Origin of the sequence: Oceanobacillus kapialis (genome assembly GCF_044790185.1) — a bacterium.
Lineage (GTDB): Bacteria > Bacillota > Bacilli > Bacillales > Amphibacillaceae > Oceanobacillus_B > Oceanobacillus_B kapialis.
Genome location: NZ_CP085256.1, coordinates 705,015 through 726,262, shown reverse-complemented (window position 1 = coordinate 726,262; position 21,248 = coordinate 705,015). Strand labels below are relative to the sequence as shown.

General features: G+C 41.5%; 19 protein-coding genes and 1 riboswitch. Of the genes, 1 reads left to right on the top strand and 18 read right to left on the bottom strand.

Annotated features, from left to right (window positions below; genetic code table 11):
- Positions 1 to 9: 9 nt before the first annotated feature.
- From gatC to LG273_RS03830, 9 genes are all read right to left on the bottom strand, one after another.
- Positions 10 to 300 (bottom strand): Asp-tRNA(Asn)/Glu-tRNA(Gln) amidotransferase subunit GatC, encoded by a 291-nt coding sequence (gene gatC, locus LG273_RS03870; protein ID WP_379562322.1) that lies wholly within the window; start codon positions 298 to 300, stop codon positions 10 to 12.
- Positions 301 to 549: 249 nt separating this feature from the next.
- On the bottom strand, positions 550 to 2,070 hold the full coding sequence (putP, locus tag LG273_RS03865) for a sodium/proline symporter PutP (RefSeq protein ID WP_379562323.1): 1,521 nt from the start codon (positions 2,068 to 2,070) through the stop codon (positions 550 to 552).
- A gap of 575 nt (positions 2,071 to 2,645) precedes the next feature.
- Entirely contained in the window at positions 2,646 to 2,780 is a 135-nt protein-coding gene (locus LG273_RS03860) for a hypothetical protein (protein ID WP_404457901.1), read from the bottom strand.
- Positions 2,781 to 2,803: 23 nt separating this feature from the next.
- Positions 2,804 to 4,081 carry a helix-turn-helix domain-containing protein gene (locus LG273_RS03855; protein ID WP_404457898.1) on the bottom strand — a complete coding sequence of 426 codons (1,278 nt, stop codon included), beginning with the start codon at positions 4,079 to 4,081 and terminating at the stop codon, positions 2,804 to 2,806.
- Between the two features lie 209 nt (positions 4,082 to 4,290).
- On the bottom strand, positions 4,291 to 5,838 hold the full coding sequence (gene pruA, locus LG273_RS03850; protein ID WP_404457895.1) for an L-glutamate gamma-semialdehyde dehydrogenase: 1,548 nt from the start codon (positions 5,836 to 5,838) through the stop codon (positions 4,291 to 4,293).
- A gap of 148 nt (positions 5,839 to 5,986) precedes the next feature.
- Positions 5,987 to 7,204: a CamS family sex pheromone protein gene (locus LG273_RS03845; protein WP_404457892.1), complete on the bottom strand. Its 1,218-nt coding sequence runs from the start codon at positions 7,202 to 7,204 to the stop codon at positions 5,987 to 5,989.
- A gap of 13 nt (positions 7,205 to 7,217) precedes the next feature.
- Positions 7,218 to 9,221 (bottom strand): NAD-dependent DNA ligase LigA, encoded by a 2,004-nt coding sequence (gene ligA / locus LG273_RS03840; RefSeq protein ID WP_404457889.1) that lies wholly within the window; start codon positions 9,219 to 9,221, stop codon positions 7,218 to 7,220.
- Between the two features lie 11 nt (positions 9,222 to 9,232).
- Positions 9,233 to 11,452: a DNA helicase PcrA gene (gene pcrA, locus LG273_RS03835; RefSeq protein ID WP_404457887.1), complete on the bottom strand. Its 2,220-nt coding sequence runs from the start codon at positions 11,450 to 11,452 to the stop codon at positions 9,233 to 9,235.
- A gap of 16 nt (positions 11,453 to 11,468) precedes the next feature.
- On the bottom strand, positions 11,469 to 12,158 hold the full coding sequence (locus LG273_RS03830) for a heptaprenylglyceryl phosphate synthase (protein ID WP_379562330.1): 690 nt from the start codon (positions 12,156 to 12,158) through the stop codon (positions 11,469 to 11,471).
- A gap of 84 nt (positions 12,159 to 12,242) precedes the next feature.
- Here LG273_RS03830 and LG273_RS03825 point away from each other — a divergent pair, with 84 nt between their 5' ends.
- Positions 12,243 to 12,428, top strand: coding sequence for a hypothetical protein (locus LG273_RS03825; protein WP_404457884.1), 186 nt, complete (start codon positions 12,243 to 12,245; stop codon positions 12,426 to 12,428).
- Between the two features lie 203 nt (positions 12,429 to 12,631).
- Here LG273_RS03825 and LG273_RS03820 read toward each other — a convergent pair whose 3' ends face one another.
- The 9 genes from LG273_RS03820 to LG273_RS03780 form a co-directional block, all read right to left on the bottom strand.
- Positions 12,632 to 13,411: a TatD family hydrolase gene (locus tag LG273_RS03820; protein ID WP_404457882.1), complete on the bottom strand. Its 780-nt coding sequence runs from the start codon at positions 13,409 to 13,411 to the stop codon at positions 12,632 to 12,634.
- The gene (locus LG273_RS03815) at positions 13,411 to 14,148 is read right to left on the bottom strand and encodes an ABC transporter ATP-binding protein (RefSeq protein ID WP_379562332.1); all 738 of its coding nucleotides are present in this window, start codon (positions 14,146 to 14,148) and stop codon (positions 13,411 to 13,413) included. Before LG273_RS03815 ends, LG273_RS03820 begins: the two co-directional genes overlap by 1 nt.
- Positions 14,145 to 14,912 (bottom strand): ABC transporter permease, encoded by a 768-nt coding sequence (locus LG273_RS03810; RefSeq protein WP_404457879.1) that lies wholly within the window; start codon positions 14,910 to 14,912, stop codon positions 14,145 to 14,147. Before LG273_RS03810 ends, LG273_RS03815 begins: the two co-directional genes overlap by 4 nt.
- Positions 14,913 to 14,954: 42 nt before the next feature.
- A complete protein-coding gene (locus LG273_RS03805; RefSeq protein ID WP_404457876.1) occupies positions 14,955 to 15,245 on the bottom strand; it encodes an MTH1187 family thiamine-binding protein in 291 nt (96 codons plus the stop codon).
- A gap of 17 nt (positions 15,246 to 15,262) precedes the next feature.
- A complete protein-coding gene (locus LG273_RS03800) occupies positions 15,263 to 16,267 on the bottom strand; it encodes an ABC transporter substrate-binding protein (RefSeq protein ID WP_379562335.1) in 1,005 nt (334 codons plus the stop codon).
- Between the two features lie 109 nt (positions 16,268 to 16,376).
- A riboswitch (TPP riboswitch) is annotated at positions 16,377 to 16,486 on the bottom strand.
- A gap of 66 nt (positions 16,487 to 16,552) precedes the next feature.
- The gene (gene nagZ, locus LG273_RS03795; RefSeq protein WP_404457873.1) at positions 16,553 to 17,911 is read right to left on the bottom strand and encodes a beta-N-acetylhexosaminidase; all 1,359 of its coding nucleotides are present in this window, start codon (positions 17,909 to 17,911) and stop codon (positions 16,553 to 16,555) included.
- Between the two features lie 106 nt (positions 17,912 to 18,017).
- Positions 18,018 to 18,320 carry a YerC/YecD family TrpR-related protein gene (locus tag LG273_RS03790; protein ID WP_379562337.1) on the bottom strand — a complete coding sequence of 101 codons (303 nt, stop codon included), beginning with the start codon at positions 18,318 to 18,320 and terminating at the stop codon, positions 18,018 to 18,020.
- 12 nt (positions 18,321 to 18,332) lie between these two features.
- Positions 18,333 to 19,379, bottom strand: coding sequence for a DUF3048 domain-containing protein (locus LG273_RS03785; RefSeq protein WP_404457870.1), 1,047 nt, complete (start codon positions 19,377 to 19,379; stop codon positions 18,333 to 18,335).
- A 45-nt stretch (positions 19,380 to 19,424) separates the two neighbouring features.
- Positions 19,425 to 21,167 (bottom strand): adenine deaminase C-terminal domain-containing protein, encoded by a 1,743-nt coding sequence (locus LG273_RS03780; protein WP_404457867.1) that lies wholly within the window; start codon positions 21,165 to 21,167, stop codon positions 19,425 to 19,427.
- Positions 21,168 to 21,248 lie beyond the last annotated feature (81 nt).

Sequence of the window (21,248 nt, the reverse complement as noted above, 5' to 3'; positions counted from 1 at the left end):
TTTCCCTCCCTACTCCAAGATTGATGGTACACGGTAATGGCCATCTTTTTTATCAGGAGCATTCTTTAATGCTTCGTCCTGTGTAATCCATTCTTTTGGCTCGTCCTTACGCAACACGTTTTTTAAATCTAACACGTGTGTTGTCGGTTCTACACCATCTGTATCCAACTCATTTAGTTGTTCCGCATACGTAATAATGGAGCTTAACTGTTCTGTAAACTTTTCCACTTCTTCTTCCGTTACTGCGAGCCTTGCCAAGTGGGCAACATGTTTTACTTGTTCTTTTGAGATATCTGCCATTGTCTAGCCCTCCCTCTTTTTATCTTGTATGTTATTCAGTGACATGATCATTGTAAAAGCCTCTATGCACATAACTGTCTTATTTTAGTATAACACTATTGATAATAGCAGAACCAGGCACCTGGAATCAAATATTGCTACCCTTCTAACTTGCTTTTCGATTAGGTTAGAAATAGTTGTTGAAATGGAGCTCGACCTAACAAAAAAGGCGATACTTTTCATTATAGAAAAGTATCGCCCCTTTTAAACTTATTCTTTCATTTTTGCTGCTGCTTGATCAAACTCTTTCACAATTTCTGGCTTAGTAGAGCCAAATAGACTCACTAGAATGGTAACGAAAAGGTTAAGGATGAAGCCTGGAACGATTTCGTACAGGTCGAATATTCCTCCTGATAAAAATTCACCCCACACAATAACCGTTACGGCACCAACCAGAATTCCAGCAAGCGCCCCGTTACGGGTAATCCCCTTCCATAATAAGGAAAGCAAAATAATTGGACCAAATGCTGCACCAAACCCAGCCCATGCATAGCTTACAAGTTCTAGCACAGAACTTTCAGGGTTCATCGCAATGAGTGCGGCAATAAGTGCAATAATAATAGTAGCAATCCTGCCTACCCATACAAGCTCTTTCCCACTCGCTTTTTTACGGAAAAATGCTTTATAAAAGTCTTCCGCCACAGCTGAGGATGATACGAGTAGCTGTGAATCAATGGTACTCATAATAGCAGAGAGAATTGCAGCCAGCAGTACTCCTGCCACAATTGGATGGAAAAGCACCTGGGAAAAGGCAATAAATATTTTCTCCGGATCAGCAAGTACTTGTAACCCATTCTCTGTGGTCACCTGAATCCCAAAGCTACTTAACACTGAAACATCCTGTGTACTAATAAATGCTAGCCCGACGAAGCCAGTAAAGATAGCCCCATACAGACCAAGAATCATCCATGCTGTCCCAATGAATTTCGCTTTTGGCACATCTTTCGGAGAACGAAGGGCCATAAAGCGTACAATTATATGCGGTTGCCCGAAATAGCCCAGTCCCCATGCTAAGGAGGATATAATAGCCATTACACCGACACCTTGTACCATGTTTAAGTGATTTGGTTCGATCTCCCCAACTGCTTGCACAGCCTCTGACCATCCACCTAACTGATTCAATGCCACGATTGGCACCACAATAAGCGCAAGGAACATAAGGATACCTTGGAAGAAATCTGTCCATGCTACTGCAAGGAACCCGCCAAGCAATGTATAAGAGACGACTACTATGGTTCCTATCCAAAGTGCGGCTTCATAATTTAAGCCAAATGATGCTTCGAAAAGCTTAGCTCCTGCCACCATTCCTGAAGATGTATAAAAGGTGAAAAATAGTAAGATAACAAGTGCGGAAATAACACGAAGTAAATGTGATTTATCTTTAAAACGATTTTCCAAAAAGTCGGGGATAGTAATAGAATTATTTGCTACCTCCGTATATATTCGTAAGCGTTTTGCAACAAACTGCCAGTTTAAATAAGCACCGATCGCGAGCCCAATCGCCATCCATGCCTCAGACATTCCCGATGCATAGATTGCCCCTGGCAAACCAAGCAACAACCAGCCACTCATATCTGAAGCACCTGCACTAAGCGCAGCTACTCCCGGCCCAAGATTTCTTCCGCCGAGCACGTAATCCGAAAGATTATTTGTCATGCGGTACATAATAAGACCAATTACAAGCATTCCTAGTAGATAGATGATAAAAGTTATTAGTGTAGTAAGATCCACGTTTTACTTTCTCCTCTCTGTAAACAATGTAATAATGGATGCCAATAATACGATTGGCATCGGCACAAACAGCCAGAACCATGTTGCTCCCCTAATAGCATATTCCTCCATGTCGTGCTCCCCCTTCATCTGGATATTTCTACAAGCGACTCAATTAATCTGCCAAAGCACAAAAACTATGGTTTCATATATTCACATACATTTCAAGCGCCTATGTGTTTAGTTACATGCGCTCTGGCCTCGTTTAAACCGGATGCAAACTTCAGATAGCGTCGTATAGTGGTTTTATACTTTATATACTTGTATGCTCGTAAAGTCAATAGGTTATTGTCCCATTTTCACTGGATCACGATAGTATTCTTGATTATACGTAAGATTTGTGTGAAGCGAAAATTTTTTAGAAAAGTTTTTTCTGGGGTGTGTTGAACGGGTATGGTTGATGTTTAATAAGTAAATATCGATTGAGAACAAAAAAATGCCTGGCATAGTTTCCACACCATACCAGGCCAATCTATCATATTTGTAATAGGGTATAAAATACTGATTAAATCTTGTAAAAAAACTTCTAATAAAGATTAGAAGAAGTTTGTTTGTTGAATTGAGAATACACTTGGTTCTCTTTCACCCACAGCTGTGTCATGTTGCTGTGTAAACATATATCCTGAGAACAATAAAGCCCCAATGAGAATTCCAGAGATTAACTTTTTCATATTATTAGCCTCCTTTCAAATCCTTAAATATTTGTAATTTGCTTGTAGGCAAAATTAGCCACTTGATAATATTTTGAAGCATTTTTATATTTACCGAATTTCTCGTAATGTTTAGCAAGTAATTCGGAATATATACTTAGCATAGCAAAATCCTTTTGCTTGTTTAAGTATGGAATAAACTTTTGAATTACAAACTTCTCGAATTTGTCAAATTCATCTCTTAGCAAATAATTATATGTGTTAATTACATAGTAATAGTGTTTACTATAAGGGCCTTTGTCACTATCTTGACGGATGAGTTCCATCCCTTGATCCACAAATTTTCTAGCACTAGAGTAATCTTGAATATTGTAATACTCTCTCACCAAAGCAGCTACTGAATTTAAGTTGTCAATCGTTTCTGCGGTATCATCTTGTATGACCTCTTGAAAATGATTGATAGACTCCTGGGAATCGCCTTTTGTAGAATAAAGATGACCTAAGTTTTGATGAGTTAACAATATTATTTGATTATTATTACTTAATTGCCCTAAATGAAGCGCTAAATTAAGATTCTTAATTGCTTTATTATACATTCGAATTCTTCTATACGAGATTCCTAGTATAATGTGGCATTGCGCACATCGAATAAAGTTATATTGTTTCATAAATACTTCTAACGCTAGGTTAGAATAATCAATTGCTTCAAGGGTATTCCTTAACTTACTATGTGTTACAGCAATGGTATATTGCAGGTCCGCTATTTCTTGTTCCTCTAGCTCTAACTTATTAAATTTTTCCTCAGCCGATTGGTAAAGGTATATTGCATTACTAAAATCGGCTATAAATGAATGATAATTCCCTCTAAATTTATTCCAATAAAACAAATGCAAGTTATCAAAAGTGCCAGAGATTTCATTCAGCTCATTAATCTTATTCAAGGCTTCGTCAAGGTCCCCTAAGATTAAATAATATCTAATCTTATGAATCTCAAATAGAAGTAGGCTTTCGGTAAGGTTGGTATCCATTAAATTTTGAATCTCGTTGTATGTAGCAATAATGTCCTTTTTATCATTCACTTCATAAAGCATGCTGTACCATTTCTTGCATTTTTCCTGGATCGTAGCATCGAGAGAATTATCCATCTTGATGCCTAGGCGTGTACAGAGCATTTGAATGATTTCAGGACTAGCTTCTGTTTTTAGGTTTTCAATTTTTGATAAATAGGATAATGATACAATACCTTTAGCCAAATCTCCCTGTGTCATTTCTTGTTTTGTCCGTTGTAGCTTGATAAAGGATCCTATTTCTATCAATTTCACCCACCCTATCCTCTACTAATATTTAATGTCTTCTGTAGTCTTATTATAACATGATTTCAGATAATTCATATTGGGAAAATATACGGTCATTTATAGCAATAATCGCCCTAAAAACTTTCCAATTTTCCTGAGAGAGGAAAATTAACCCCCTTTTTGAGCAAATTTTTGCTAGAAAGGGGGTTAATCGGGTTCATGTGACTATTTTCTTATTAAAACATTTCGGAGGTAGTTTTTCCTTGCATGTGGTGAATTAGGTAATCCGGACCACCTGCTTTGGAATCTGTACCTGACATGTTGAAACCACCAAATGGCTGGTATCCTACGATAGCCGCTGTACATCCACGGTTAAAGTAAAGGTTTCCTACATGGAAGTCCTCACGAGCTTGCTCTTGGTGTTGACGATTATTTGTAATGACAGCACCTGTCAAGCCATACTCTGTGTTGTTGGCAATTTCGATTGCTTCATCAAAATCTTTTGCTTTTGTTAACCCAACTACAGGTCCGAAGATTTCTTCTTGCATGATGCGCGCGTCTGGTTTAAGATCACCGAATACTGTTGGATTTACGAACCAACCTTTGCTATCATCGCCAGTTCCGCCGACAAGCAGCTCACCTTCTTTTTTACCAACTTCGATGTAATCCATAATTTTATCGTATGCACCTTGGTCGATAACAGGACCCATAAAGTGTGAATTGTCATGTGGATTACCTGCTGATAACTCTTTTGTTAAAGCTACTACACGATCTTTCACTTCATCATATACATCCTGATGGATTACTGCTCGTGAACAAGCAGAGCATTTTTGACCAGAGAAGCCAAATGCAGACTGAACAATAGATTGTGCGGCAAGCTCTAAGTCTGCCTCTTTATCTACTACAATGGTATCTTTTCCACCCATTTCGATAATGGTACGTTTCAGCCATTTTTGACCTTCTTGCACTTTAGCAGCACGTTCGAAAATACGTGTTCCAACATCACGAGAGCCAGTGAAGCTAACAAAACGTGTGCGTGGATGATCCACAAGATAGTCTCCCACTTCACTACCAGGCCCAGGAATGAAGTTAATAACACCAGCTGGGAGCCCAGCCTCTTCTAATACTTCCATTAATTTATAAGCAATTACTGGTGTAGCACTTGCTGGTTTCAATAGAACAGTGTTTCCTGTTACCATCGCAGCCACAGTCGTTCCTGCCATGATAGCGAACAGGAAGTTCCATGGGGAGATTACAACCCCTACACCTAGTGGGATATAATGATACTGGTTGAATTCAATTGGTCGGCTGTTAACTTTTACGCCATCCTTTAATTCTAGCATTTGGCGGCCATAATATTCCATGAAATCTATTGCTTCAGCAGTATCTGCATCTGCTTCCTTCCATGGCTTTCCGCCTTCTTTTACTAGATGTGCAGTGAACTCATGCTTACGACGACGTACAATAGCCGCGGCACGGAACAGAATGTCTGCACGGAATTTAGGATCAGACTTTCTCCATGTTTCAAATGTTTTATCAGCAGTTTGCATTGCTTTTTCAGCAAGCTCTCTATTTGCTTTGGAAACATATCCAACTATTTCTTCTTTGTTGGCTGGATTAACAGACACAATCTTGTCATCTGTCGTGATACGCTCACCGCCAATGATCAACGGATATTCTTTACCCAGATCAGCTTCTACCTTTTTTAATGCTTCAAGCATTTGCTGTCTGTTTTCTTCTACGGTAAAATCTGTAAAAGGTTCATGTTTGTAAGGTACTACCATATAAAAAACCTCCTAAAAATTATCCTATTCTCCTTATTGATTGCGTTTTCACAAAATACACATTAAAAAACCATACAAAAATAAGGAGTGGCGCATGTCCACCCCTTATTCTACCTGATTTATTGTCAGACTTCAACGAATCTTTTTTTTAGTGGAAAATATGGACAGTCGGCGTGTCTGCTCCTGCTTCACGATAAACTGTACTTTCAACTTTCTCACTTGATGTAATCTTCAACTCAAGATCATAGTAATTATCAAACATGTCTTGAACGAGTCCATAAGCATATTGGGTAAAGCCGATAACTTCCCCTTTTCCGTAAAACTCAATTGGAATTTCGATCGTTAGCTTCCTCAATTCATCATTTATATAGAAGCCTTCTCCGACCACTCCTACATAGTTCGGAAAGTATTTAGCAATTTCGTTCCCAAAACTCGTTACCAATTCATGGTCTTCAAAGAAGTTTTCTTTTCCTGCATCAGATGGAAACAGAACATATTGTTCGTCTATGTTTTGCCAATCTCCTAGGGAAGTTTTTCCACCGGCTATATTCGTTTTTGCAACATAGTTTCCTGGGATTGGTGAGGTTTGCTCCTGCTCTCTGTAAACTGCTAGCATGATTGGAACATTTTCTAATCCTTCCATATTACGAATTCGCTGTACAACTTTCTCCGCAATGGCAGTTGCTTGCTCCATCATTTCATTTTCTGAGATGTCTTGGTAATAATAAGGGCCGCCTGTTTCCGTCTGATAACGATAAACAGATTTCATCCCAAGCCCTATGGAAATCCCCTCTAGATTAACTGTGTTATCCTCATTCTTTGTAAGAAAATTTTGTTCGAGAATATGAGAAAGATATCTAGGGTTCTCCTGATGGTCTTCTTTATTTTCATCATTTGGTATTGCTGGGTTTAATCCTAATTGTAAATTCTTACGGATTTGCTCCTCGTTCACTGTCATTTCCGCATCTTCAAGTCGATTTATTTCTTTTTGAGCGGCTTCTTCCAACTGGCTTTTGGTAAGCTTTCGACCTAACCAGTCATAGACTGTATCCTCATCCAAATACTGACCTTCTTGAAAGAAATAATTACTCGGATCATATACTTCTTTCGAATGTCTCCGTAGTCCCTCTTCCATTTCATCAATATCCATACGGTTTGCAACCTGATTTACGATAACGCCCCTTGCCTGGCTTGGCTCATAAGGTAGTATCATTTTATAGTTTTCCTCGGAAAGCTGGTAGCTTGGTACAATTGAAGTTTCTTGTTCTGTTTCTTCGTCGTTTTGCACAACCTCTTCTTCCGTATCCGGTGCACAGCCCGTAATTAGAAGGAGTGTGCCCAGCAGACATATACTCCATTTTTTCATTTCTTACACTCCCCTATTCCTCAAGTGCAGCCTGTAACTGTTCTTCATCCCATATGGTAATGCCTAATTTTTGGGCTTTATCATATTTGGAACCAGCGTCTTCACCTGCTATGAGAATGTCTGTTTTTTTACTGACACTCCCTGTTACAGATCCGCCTCTTGCCTCGATCATTTCCTTGGCTTCCGTACGTGTCAATTTCTCCATTTTTCCTGTAAGCACGACTGTTTTCCCTGCAAATATGGAGTCTTCATCCGCTTCTGGACGTTTTGGACCTTTATACTCCATATTAATACCAAGCTCTCGAAGCTCATCAATTAGATTGATTACTTTTTCTTCTTGGAAGTATTGCACGATAGAGTCAGCCATTTTATCGCCGATCTCATCGATGGCTACTAAGTTTTCATAGCTCGCCTGCTGAAGCTTCTCCATTGTGTCAAATTCTGTCGCAAGTGTTTTGGCCGCTTTTGAACCGACAAAGCGAATTCCAAGTCCAAATAACAACTTCTCAAGTGAGTTATCTTTAGATACCTCGATTGCTCGAAGCAAATTATCAACAGACTTTTCCCCCATACGTTCTAACTCAAGCAATTCTTCACGCTTTAGGCGGTAGATATCCGCAATGGTGTGAACCAGATTTTCCTGGAAAAGCTGAATAATGACTTTTTCCCCTAAGCCATCAATGTTCATGGCATTACGCGAGACAAAGTGAATCAGCCCTTCTTTCAATTGTGCCGGACAATTGGGATTAATACAGCGCAAAGCCACTTCTTCTTCCAACCGAACAAGTTCGCTGCCACACGCCGGGCATTCTGTTGGCATATGGAATTCTACTTCTTCGCCTGTACGTTGTTCTGTAATGGCGCGAACGACTTTCGGGATAATGTCTCCGGCTTTTTTGATGACGACTGTATCGCCAATTCTGATATCCTGTTCACGAATAAGATCTTCATTATGCAAAGAAGCTCTTTTTACTGTTGTTCCTGCTACTTTCACTGCATCTAGGATGGCAGTTGGTGTCACAACACCTGTACGTCCCACACTTAATTCTATGTCTGTTAGATTGGTAACAGCCTCTTCTGCCGGGAATTTATAAGCGATGGCCCAGCGCGGGCTTTTCGCCGTATAGCCTAGTTCTTCTTGTTGGTCAAGGTTATCAACCTTCACCACAATCCCGTCTATTTCGTAGCTTAAATTTGGACGTTCGTTTGTCCAGTACTCTACATACTCGAGTACTTCCTCGATGGTATCGCATTTCTTCCATTCCGGATTCGTTTTAAATCCTAATTTCTTTAATGCATCAAGTCGGTCACTATGGCTTGTCAGATTACTGTTATTCCACTCCCCGACACCATATAGAAAAATATCCAGATTACGTTCTGCCGCAACTTTTGGATCCAATTGTCTTAGGGAACCTGCTGCAGCATTACGAGGATTAGCGAATGGCTCTTCCTCTCGTTCCTCTCTTGCTTCATTTAAGGCTAAAAACGACTTATGCGGCATAAAGGCTTCGCCACGTACTTCCAATGTTTCTTTTTCTTTTATGGTCAATGGAATGCTTCGGATTGTTCTTAGGTTACTTGTAATATCCTCCCCTATTGTCCCGTCTCCACGTGTGGAACCTCGGGTGAACTTGCCATCTTCATAGGTTAGGGAAATAGCAAGCCCATCAATTTTCAGCTCACACACAAAGCTAACAGGCTGATCTGTTCCCTGTGCCGCTCTTCTGGCAAAGTCCCTCAGGTCCTGTTCATTGAAAGCATTGCCTAAGCTTAGCATTGGGACTTTATGCTCCACTTTTTGAAAAGCCTCTAATGGCTCACCACCTATTCGTTGGGTCGGAGAATCAGGGGTAACCAGCTCAGGAAATTCCTCTTCCAACTTGTGTAATTCCTGTAGCTTTTGATCATATTCCGCATCCGGAACACTTGGTTTATCTAACACATAATATTCATAGCCGTATTGGTTTAATATTTCGCGTAATGCTTCGATTTCTTTCTGTGCTTGCTGCTGATCCATCCAAGCACCTCCTATTGCTTCGTAATTGGGGCAAATTTAGCCAGAACCCGCTTGATTCCGGTCGGTGCAGGAAAAGCGATATCAAGTTCCATTGCTTCCCCTTCACCTTGTACTTTCACGACAGTACCTGTTCCCCATTTTTTATGATTTGCTTTGTCTCCTGGCCCCCACGTTTCACTCTCGGCCCCAGTTGTCTTTTGCATCCGCTCTGCTTTTCGTTTTAAAGGTGCAGGCTTGTCTTTTGGTTGTCCAAGCGGTGTACCAAACATCGAGGACCTTGCCTGTTCAATTCCATCGATTAGCTCTTCAGGAATTTCACTAATGAACCGGCTAATCGGGTTCATGTTCGTACGGCCAAATAAGGTACGCATCTTGGCATGTGTTAAATAAAGCTGCTGTTCTGCTCTCGTTATTCCTACATAAGCGAGTCTACGTTCTTCTTGCATTTCGTCATCGTCAAACATAGAACGACTATGCGGGAAGACATTCTCCTCCATCCCAATTAGGAAAACCACTGGGAACTCCAGCCCTTTTGCGGCGTGAAGGGTCATTAAGGTTATCTTTTCCTCATTATCCGGGTCTTCTTCATCTACACGATCGATATCCGCAATTAATGCCAAATCGGTTAGGAAAGCGACCAATGTTTTATCTTCTGCTGTTGCTTCAAAATCCTTTGTGACAGTCATAAACTCTTCCAAGTTTTCAAGGCGACTTTGTGACTCAATTGTTGCTTCATTTTTCAGCATTTGTTCATAGCCTGTCCGTTCAAGCACGGCTTCAACCATATCGGTTGCCGTTAAAAATTCCTGCTGCTGGGAAAGGGACTGAATCAACTGTCCAAATTGCGCCAGAGCATTGGCGGCTTTCTTGGAAACACCTGTGAAATCCACTTCTTTCACCGCTTCATTAAAGGAGATGTCATGTGTTGCGGCATGTTCGCGCAACTTTTCAATAGACGTTTTTCCGATGCCTCGCTTCGGTACATTGACAACTCGCTCAAAGCTCAAATCATCGTCTGGGTTCGTAATAAGACGCAAGTATGCGACCATGTCTTTAATTTCTTTTCGCTCATAGAACTTTGTGCCGCCGACCATTTGATATGAGATATTCGATTTCATCAACGTATCCTCGACCGCACGGGACTGGGCATTGGTACGATATAATATCGCTACATCTCCAGGAGAGAATCCATCGCGACGAGTTAACTCCTGAATTTTCTCAGTAATAAATAGTGCCTCTTCCTGCTCTGTTGCGCCTTGGAAGTAATGAATGTTTTTTCCATCTGGATTTTCCGTCCACAAATTTTTCGGTTTACGGCCAGAGTTGTTTTCGATCACTTTATTGGCAGCAGTCAAAATCGATTTCGTCGAACGGTAATTTTGCTCCAAGAAAACGGTCCGTGAGGTAGGATAGTCTTTTTCAAAGGAAAGGATATTCGAAATATCCGCACCACGCCAACGATAAATCGACTGGTCAGAATCCCCCACGACGCATAAGTTTTGAAAACGGCTTGCGAGCTGTTTCACAAGGAAGTATTGCGCATGGTTCGTATCCTGATACTCATCAACGTGAATGTATTGAAATCTGCGCTGATAATATTCCAGCACTTCCGGTACACGCTTGAATAAATGAATCGTCTGCATGATCAGATCATCAAAATCGAGTGACTGGTTCTTTTTCAGCATTTTTTCATATGCTTCGTAAATTTGTCCGACCTGACGATCAAAGAAATTCCCAACATTCTTATTGTATTCTTCAGCGGTGATAAGTTCATTCTTCGCTGCACTAATTTGGCCAAGCATTGCACGTGGGTCAAATTTTTTCGGGTCGATGTTGAGGTTTTTTAAGATTTGTTTGATAACAGATAGCTGGTCGCCACTGTCCAAAATACTGAAATTACGGTTATAACCAATCCGATCAATGTCTCTGCGGAGAATGCGCACACACATGGAGTGGAATGTGGATACCCACATGTATTCACTTTCCGGTCCCACTAATTTGCGGACACGCTCCTTCATCTCCCGCGCTGCTTTATTGGTAAAGGTAATTGCAAGCACGTTCCTTGCTGCTACATCTTTTTCACCAAGCAGGTATGCAATTCGATGTGTAAGCACACGCGTTTTTCCACTACCCGCACCTGCCATAATCAGCAAGGCACCTTCTGTATGCTTTACTGCTTCCTGCTGTTCTTTATTCAATCCTTTTAATAAGTCATCCATCGTCTGACTCATACTCCCACCGCCTAACTTAATTATCCTTGATTGCTTTCACTGTTTTCAGTGCTTTTTTTATGTCTGTATAGATAATGTTGCCGACAATAATGACATCAGCATGTTCTTTCATATCTCTAGCTTGTTGGACTGTCTCTATGCCGCCACCGTAGAAAAGCTTTGTTTCATCAAGCTGTTGCTTCACTTTTCCTACAAGCTGGGGGTCCCCATATGTTCCGCTGTATTCCATATAAAAAACCGGTAAATGGAAGACCTTCTCCGCCATATATGCATATGCAATGACATCTCCTTCATCCGGCAAGTAACTGTTCGTATGTGTAAAAGCCTTTGCTTCCTCATTCAAGATACAATATCCTTCAAATAAAACCTCGCTGTATTCCATCATATCAACAAACTCTTTAATCGCCTGGTGCTGAATATCCATCATCCACTTTTTCTCTTTTGAATTTAACACCATGGGGATGTAATAATAGTCGAAGCCTGGCGTGATCGCATCCATTGAAGAGACTTCTAAAATGCATGGCACCGTGTAACGACGCACACGTGCAAGGAGGTCCAACACCCCGTCTAGCGTAATATCATCTGTTCCACCAACAATAATCGCATCCGTACCTGATTCACATATCATTTCCAAATGCTCATCAGAAATTTCCTTCGCCGGGTCGAGTTTAAATATATGCTTCCATTCGTTTAATGTAGTATACAAATTGTTAATCCTCCATTAACTTAATCCATCACTTTATTATACCAAAAAAAGCATATGGAATTTAGGGATATGGGTGAAATTTTTTTGAAGTTGTTTTGGGGTGGGTGGGGTGCTCGTTTTGGAAGTGGTGCGGCGCGTCTTGAGGAGGTTTGCGCTCGTTTTGGAGGTGGTGCGGCGCGTCTTGAGGAGGTTGATGCTCGTCTTGGAAGTGGTGCGGCGCGTGTTGAGGAAGTTGGCGCCCGTTTTGGAGGTGATGCGGCGCGTCTTTGAATTGGGGGCGCTCGTCTTGAGATGGGCTGGTGCGCCTCCTTTGACGATGGTTGCGTCTCTTCACTTGATTGGTGCGCCTCCTTTGATGGTGGTTGCGTCTCTTCACCTGATTGGTGCGCCTCTTTTGATGGCGGTTGCGTCTCTTCACTTAATTGGTGCGACGCTGTCCTCCCCCGTTAAGGTGGGATAAACCCCACAGCAATTTAATCTGTGAGGTTATAAAATTCCTTCGTATTCATTAAAAGCTTTTGATAAACTTGCCCTTCATTCATCTTTTTCAAAGTAGCAATCTTCTCCACAATCCGATGCAGCATATGAGGATGTGTTAGCCGGCCTTGAAACTCCCGCTCAAATGGCCATGGACCATCTGTTTCGATCATCATCTGTTCGAGGGGATAGCTTTGAATTAGTTTTTGGATTTCCGCTTCATACAAGCAGTCAGGCGTTATCGAAATATAGTAGCCATTCTTAATCATGCGCTCCACTGTCTGTTCGTCGCCTTTAAACCAGTGAAAGTGTGCTTTACTCACTTGGTGCTTTTCCAGCAAGTCACATACAATCGGGGCATCTTCATAAACGGCATGCAACACAATGGGCTTATCTAGCTGGGCTGCTTTCATTATAAATTTTTCTAAGAGCTCCACATATGCCGTTAAATTTACCTCTGGGTTCTCTTTGCGCATATAATATGGAAGCCCCACCTCGCCGATTGCCACAAAATGCTCTGACTCCTGATCCATCCACTTCCACAGCCCTAAAATTTCATCTTCAGTTGGCAGATCCTGCTCTGGGTGGTAGCCGATGGCAGGCTTCACCCGTGTGTCCTTCTTACTCAGGTCAAGTAACTTCCCGGCCGACTTCAGATGATTGGAAACACAGATTAACGCCACCACATTGCTTGCGTTTAACTCTTGCAAAATTCGCTGTTGCTCTGGCTTTGTATACATATCCAAATGAATATGGGCATCGATTACTGACTGCATTAGCCTTCACTCCGCAACTCATGGTAAATTTGTTTCTTCCATTCCAAAAATTCCTCTGTTAGAACAAGCTCTTCCCGACGTGGCCGTTCAAACGGAATGGTCAACTCACGTTTTACCATCGCAGGGTTACTGGATAGCACGAGCACTCGATCTGAAAGAAAGATGGCTTCTTCAATATTGTGGGTTACAAATAAAATAGATTTGCGATTTTCTTCCCAAATGGAGAGTAGCCATTTTTGCATTTCAAGTCGGGTAAATTCATCTAATGCGGAAAATGGTTCATCCAGGCATATGAACGGTTGCGGGCTGAGTAAGGACCTGACAAAAGCAGCGCGTTGGCGCATGCCACCTGACAATTGGTGCGGATAGGCTCCTGCATACTCTGCAAGTCCAGCACGCTCAAGCATAGAAAGTGCCTTGTCTTTATCTGGCTTTGCAAATAGTTCTTGTCCGAGCACGACATTTTCAAGGATGGTGCGCCACGGAAAAAGGGATGGGCTTTGTGGTGTATAGCTTATTTTGCCGCGCATCCCAGTAATATCTTCGCCACCCAGATATAGACCACCTTCATCGGGTGTATACAATCCGCCAATTAAATGAAACAGCGTACTTTTCCCGCTGCCAGAAGGTCCGAGCAATGAAACAAATTCGCCTTCTTTCACCGAAAAGGACACAGAATCAAGCACTTGTTTTTCGCCAAATGATTTGGATACCTGTTTTACTTCAAGCTCACTCATGCTTCCCCCTCCTTTTCCGGACGTCCTTTAATAAGCAGCTTTTCCAGCAGTAAGATTAAGCTGAAGAACAGCAAGCATAAAACCATGATAAAAAATATTGCTACAAAGACGCGATCTGTTCGAAATGAGGACTGCGCCAATGTCATATACACGCCGATTCCTTGGTTTGCGCCAAGCCATTCGGAAATTACTGCCCCCATCACACTATAGGTGGCAGATATTTTCAGACCTGAGAAAACAGCGGGCAGTGCATGAGGTAATTCAAGCTTTGTGAAAATTTGCCTTCTTGATGCGCCTGCCATGTACATATAATGCTTCATCTCAGCATTTGTTTGCCTGAATCCATCCAAGGCTGCGACTGCAATAGGAAAGAAACAAACTAGGGTTATAATAAAAAGCTTCGGCAGGACACCAAATCCGAACCAAATAATTAGTAATGGTGCCAGTACAATAATTGGAATGTTTTGCGAAAGAATGAGCAACGGATAGAATGCTTCCCGTACACGAGGTAGCATGTGTAGTAACACAGCAATAAGCAAACCGATGCTTGTTCCAATCACAAAGCCTAATATGGATAGCTGGGTTGTGGAAACAAGATGATGTGCATAATTTGCCCAGGTGCTCGCCCCTTCTTCCATAATCGTTAAGGGTGCTGGTAACAACCATGCTGGGATGGCAAATATTCGGCTGCTTATCTCCCATAAAACAAGCAAAAGGACAACGACCAATACAGGTCGCCATCCTTGATTCAATATTTTCTTCATTTTAACTGGGATACTTATGAGGAGTATCCCTCACCTCCCATCTTAACGGTACTTTTCCGTTAATACATCCATTGATGCGCCGTCAGGCTTGTAATACACCTTCACTTGGGAAATAATGCTCGGGCAACCAAGAGAGGCCATTTTCTCATTCATTTGCTCAATAATGGTAAATAGCTCTGTCAATTCGCCTTCCATAGTTGTTTCTAACGGATTCACTTGATACTTTACCCCAGACTTTTCAATAACCTCGATAGCCGCATCTACATACGGAATGGAATCCTCCCCGTTTTTTGTTTTCGGGATAATTTGAATGCTTACTAATGCGTTTGCCATATTATATCTCTCCTATTCTACTTTTCTGGTAAAAATTCATTTGTATAAGCGCTACTGGCATCTAGTTCTTCTTCCAATAGTCCATTCTCATACATCCAGTCACCATAATTCTGCCAAACTTCTTCGTCTTGAATGCCCCATTGGGTTGCGTCATCCTGATACTTCGGTGAGATCCATTCCTGACTTGCCTTAACCAATTCAGGATCAAGGTCTGGAACAGCTTCAATTAAAATATCTGCTGCTTCACCCGGGTTCTCTATGGCATATTCATAGCCTCTGGACACTGCTTTCACAAATGCTTGAACTGTTTCCGGGTCTGATTCTATTAAACTCTCATTCGTCGTCACGACAGGTGTATAGTAATCTAGCTTTTCACTGTAATCTGTCAGATACTGCATATTTAATTCAGTGCCACGAAGCTCTGCTTCCACACCAGTCCAACCATAATAGATCCAGGCAAAATCTACATCTCTTTCCACTGCAGTGAAAAAGTCGGTATTTCCCATATTAATAATGTTGACATCCTCTGCACTGGCATCTTCCTGCTTCATTAAGGAATCAATCACTGCTTTCTCTACAGGCGCGCCCCAGCCTCCATACGTTTTTCCAGCGTAATCGGCAGGAGAGGTGATCCCTTTGTCTGCCGGTGAAGCAAATCCTGATGTATTATGCTGAATAATTGCGGCAATCGAGACAATTGGAATATCTTGAATACGCGCTTCCGTTATAGCTTCTTGTGCACCTATGCCAAATTCCGCCTGTCCTGAGGCAACTACTTGGTCTGCACCTGATTCACCGGGCATTGTAATTTCTACATCTAATCCTTCCTCTTCAAAATAACCTTCAGCCTGTGCAACATAGAGGCCGGTGTGATTCGTATTTGGTGTCCAATCAAGCACCATCGTCACTTCTTTTAATTCCTGGTTCTCCTGTTGATTTTCCCCTTCATCTGTTGCGGATTGATTACAGCCTGCAACAAGCAAGATAACCAACACGAGCATACTAAGTACGAACTTCTTCATTCCTTTTTCCTCCTTTTTGTGTAAGACAAATAATGTTGTTATGGAGGAACATATGGTTTTCATGCACAAAAAAATGCGCTCAGGGCTCACCCAGGCGCATATATCGTCACATTCACTTCTATATGTTCCCTACGCTGGTTTGAGCCAGATCAGGTTCCAAGGGTCTATATCTTACGGATATCATCTCAACCAGCAACACTGGTCCCCCTACATCGAAACGTACTATTCAATTAACAACATTACATTGTTTACTTTGCCATAGTTTTTGGAAAAATTCAAGTTAGTTTAGTTGTCATCTGCGACCCCCTGTTCCGTTTCTTGAAGCGCACGGAGAATTTCCTTAGATGACTGATTTATTTTATCTACATTTATTTCAGGAATGGGTGCGTCAGATAGATTATACTTTTCTTTGAGCTGCAAAATTCTTTCTACACTTTGATTAACCCTTGCTTCTGTTATCGTTCCATCTTTTACAGCTTTCGTTAAGCTGTTAAGGGCTTTCCGTTTATTTTTGTCCCCATGGCAAACTAAAACAATATCATTACCTGCTTGCACAGCTTTTACGGTAGCATCACCTATATCATAATTCTCTAAAATGGCTCCCATGGTCATATCATCGGTTATAACTAATCCTTTGAAGCCTAACTCCTCCCTTAAAAGAGTAGTAATCACATTTTCAGATAAGGAAGAGGGATACTCCTTATCTATTGCTGGTAAAAGGATATGAGCCACCATTGTCATATCAGCTTGGTAATTGATGGCTTTTTTAAATGGAACTAATTCCCTTTTACGAAGACTTTGCAGGTTATGATTTACAACTGGTAATCCTAAATGTGAATCAACACTTGTGTCCCCATGTCCTGGAAAATGTTTAATTACTGGGACAACACCTTTTGATTGGATACCTTTCATTTCAGCAATGCCCATTTTTGAAACAACTTCCTTATTATCCCCAAATGCTCTCTTGCCGATAACTGGGTTCTGTGGATTACTATTAATATCCATCACAGGCGCCATGGAAATATTAAAACCGAATGTGCTTACCCTTTCGCCAATCGCTTCTCCAACTTTAAAGGCAAGCTCCTTACTGTTACGATCCCCAATTTCTTCACTGTCCGGAAGCTTGATTATTTCCGTAGGCATTCTTGATACAGAACCACCTTCTTCATCTACGGAAATAAATAAAGGTATTTCCTGTGATCCGACCTTTATTTCCTTTAGCTCACGATTTAAAGCCGTTAATTGCTGGGAGTCTGTGACATTCTTTTCAAACAAAATCACTCCGCCAATATGGTTGTTCTCAATTAACCTTCTTGTTGTTTCATTGATTTTGGTTCCTTCAAACCCAAACATAAGCATTTGACCAATTTTTTCTTTCATTGTCATAGAAGCAATCTTTGCTTGAACTGGATTTTTTGTGTTAGCCGAAGTGGATCCTTCCGTGTCGATTTCCTGCTTTGAAGAAGTAGCTCGTTCAGTGCTTTCCCCTTCTTCACTTTCCTCATTGGCTTGCTCTGTTCTACCGGCTGCCTCATCATTAGCTTGGTCCAAACTATTTTCGGGATCATCGGAACACCCTATCAGTAGGATGATAAATAACAGACCTACATAAAGCCTTATCGCTTTCCAACTAATGGTGCTCATTCTTATGCTGTCCTCCCTTGATAAGCGATCTAACCTTCTTCACATTTATCTCGTTACTCCGTATTATAAACAAAGAGATGCTGGACTATAACCAGCATCTCTTTGTTTAGGTTGCTTCTTCATCTTTTAATCGGTCTAAGACCATTTTATAACCTTCACTTCCATAATTAATACATCTACGTACACGGGAGATAGTTGCGGTGGAAGCATTTGTTTCCTGTTCGATAACTGTGTATGTACGGCCTTCGGTAAGCATTTTTGCCACCTGGAGCCGTTGAGATATAGCATGTATCTCAGACATCGTCGCAATATCGTCAAAAAAGCGATAGCACTCTTCCCGGTCTTTTAACGTAAGAATTGCGTCAAACAATTGATCAAGCTGTTCTCCGCGTAGTTTATCTATTTGCACAAGTAAGCCCTCCTACTTTTCATTCGATATGGTGACGGAATTGGTTAACCCAGGGTTAGTCGGAATGACATTGATCCAGGTTTTACCTGGCACAAAACCGACTACTTCTCCATCCTTTACAGGGACAATTCTTCCCTCTCTGTTTTCCCATTGAAGCTGCTGCACTTTTCCTTTTTGTAAAAGATAAGCATTTCCACCTGATGCCATGTCAACTGCCCGTCGTCCCTGGTCATCAATTACTTCATGGGATGTTTCCACGATGAACACATTTGCTGCCTGTATCGGTTCTTCCGAATTTAGTTCTACTGTTTGTTCCCCGTCATTAAAACGATGATAAACCCCCGCGCTTGCTTCATAATCAAATTCAACAATTTCCATAGGCTTCTCAGAATATACGATTTCTATGTGCTGTGCGGCTTCACCTGAAACTTCTGCATCCGCAGATACAAAAGGAAGTGGCTGGACATCTGCACTTGTCTCATACCCTTTACTTTCCGCAACATCATATACTGCACCTAGTTGTAAATAGGAATTATGGGGAGCTTGGCGGAAGGCTTCCCGTTTGAATAAGTTACCATCATTATCATAAAGGGATCCATTTAGATGATCAATTCCCCTGTTCGCAATCATATCGTTCACAAAACCTGCTGCCCCGTGATATACATAAAGCGCGTTATAATCATCGGCTAGCGTAAAATAATACTCTCGAGCGCTTCTCACTGGCCCAACAACCTCAGGCATTTCACTTTGGAACAGAGCAAGAAACCGTGTGATTCTGCCTTCTGCTAATATTTCAAATACAATATCCGCTTTCGATAAGCCTGTTTGAGGTCTTGCTTTTGTATGGTTGTTCACCATTACCGAAACAATTCTATTGTTAATCGGCTCCTCTGCTGCGACACCTGTTAAAGGAGCGACATATTCTGCTGTTTCTTCCGGTTGTTCAGTCTTTTCCTGCATATCTGTATCTTTCGTATCATTGTTCTCCGCTTCTTTTTCCTCGGAGCACCCGACGAGCAAGATGAATGCAAAGACAAGCATCCATACTAATTTTTTCATTCTTCCCACAACACCCTTAGTAACTAGATTTTACTCTATTATACGCTAACACATGGTTGCTGGGAATAGTACTTCCTTTTTCTTAACGTCCATAATACCCCGTTGTGTAATTCGAACATAAGGTAAATGGGTAGAAGATAGAAAAAATATGGAGTAAACCGGATCGTTAAAGGCATAGCCAAATTCTTTCAAAATAGCCTTAAGCTGCTTTTCCTTCTCAATTAACGCAGACATCTGCCCATCATACATGGTACCTGAGAGCGTTAATGGAATTTCTAACAAAATTTCTCCATCATGCACAAGCACAATACCTCCGCCTAATTCCTTCAAGCGCTTGCCGGCAAGAACAATGTCGGATTTGTTTTTGCCGATAAAAATAAAATCTCCCGTCGTCGAATAAGAGCTCGCCAACCCGCCCAGTCGATCTGTAAATCCACGGATTGTTGTATTCACACGCCACTTCCCTTTTCTGTCTAAAAGCAGAAGAAAAGCATCCATCTTGGTGTCTGGTAATCTCTCTGTTGTGATGTCCGTATCAATGGCGTAAGGTTTAATAATCACATCATTTACCATATCAAGTCCAATGGGTACGGAAAACTGCAACTGCCTTTCCGTTAGCTGCCAATCATAAGACAGAGCTCCTATCCCGTAAGCTTCCCAGTCTACTACCTTGGATATACTTTGGGCGAGATTGTTTTTAACGATCCACTGCCCTTTAGCCAAAACGCTTTCCGGGTGTGGGTTATTCTTCTCCGTAAGAAAATTAATATTAGCAATTCTTCCAGGCGCAATGCTTCCAAGCTGTTCCTGCAAGCTAAGGTGTTTGGCAGCATTATAGCTTGCCATCAAGTAAGCCTCCTCCAGTGGCACGCCTTTCTCAATCGCAATTTCAATGCAAACATTCATTAAGCCATCCTCATAAAAGCCCGGTGTCGCTCCATCAGTTGTCATCGTGAGATTATCATAGCTTTTCAAATTCATAGCTTGTAATTCTTCCAATAGACTTGGCAAATCTGGCCGAATAGAAGAATAGCGCAACCCGACCTGATAGCCAAGCTGTAGCCTGCGCATAACCTCTTCCCCTGTCATGGATTCATGGTCTGCATTAACCCCTAACAGCTTCATTTTCGTTAAGGTTTTCTCAGATGCTCCTGGCAGATGCCCTTCAACTGGCTTCCCCTGCCGCTTTGTTTCCTGTATCCAATGCAAAAGACGGTCGTCTCCAGCTAATAAATCCGGCCATGAAGTCAGTTCTCCCCCTTGTACAACAGCCGGATGCTTGATCCATGATAAAATTTCCTGTGTATTGAAAAGCTGTGTATCATCCTTTAATTCTGTTTGCGCATCAAAGCGCGCCCACCAATACATGGACACAGGGTGTTTTTGAAAATCATTCAATAAAGAAAACGCTTTCTTTTTATTCAATAATAAAAGCCAGAGGATGTTATCATTCACAAGTGTTGTTGTTCCAGTTTGTGCTGCATGATTCGCCAGCTCTTCCGGATTATATAATTGAAATGGATGGGCATGTGGCTCAATATAACCAGGCACAAGATACTTACCAGAACAGTCCATCGTTTCTACACCATCTGTATTTGCCGGCAGATTTTCCCCAACATAGACGATTCGATCGTTCACAATCCAAATATTTGCTGAAATCCAAGCTTTGGTATACGTATTCAAATACACAGCATTGGTCAGGAGCAAATCAGGCTTATCCAGTCCATCAATTACGCTGACATGCTGTCTCAGTTCACGGTTTCTCCAATAATAACCATTCTCTAACATAAGCAACGCTCCAATATTTCTTTTTCTTTATTTTACCATAAAATTCGCTTTAACGTTGTAAAGTTAGCATTAAAAAGGGGT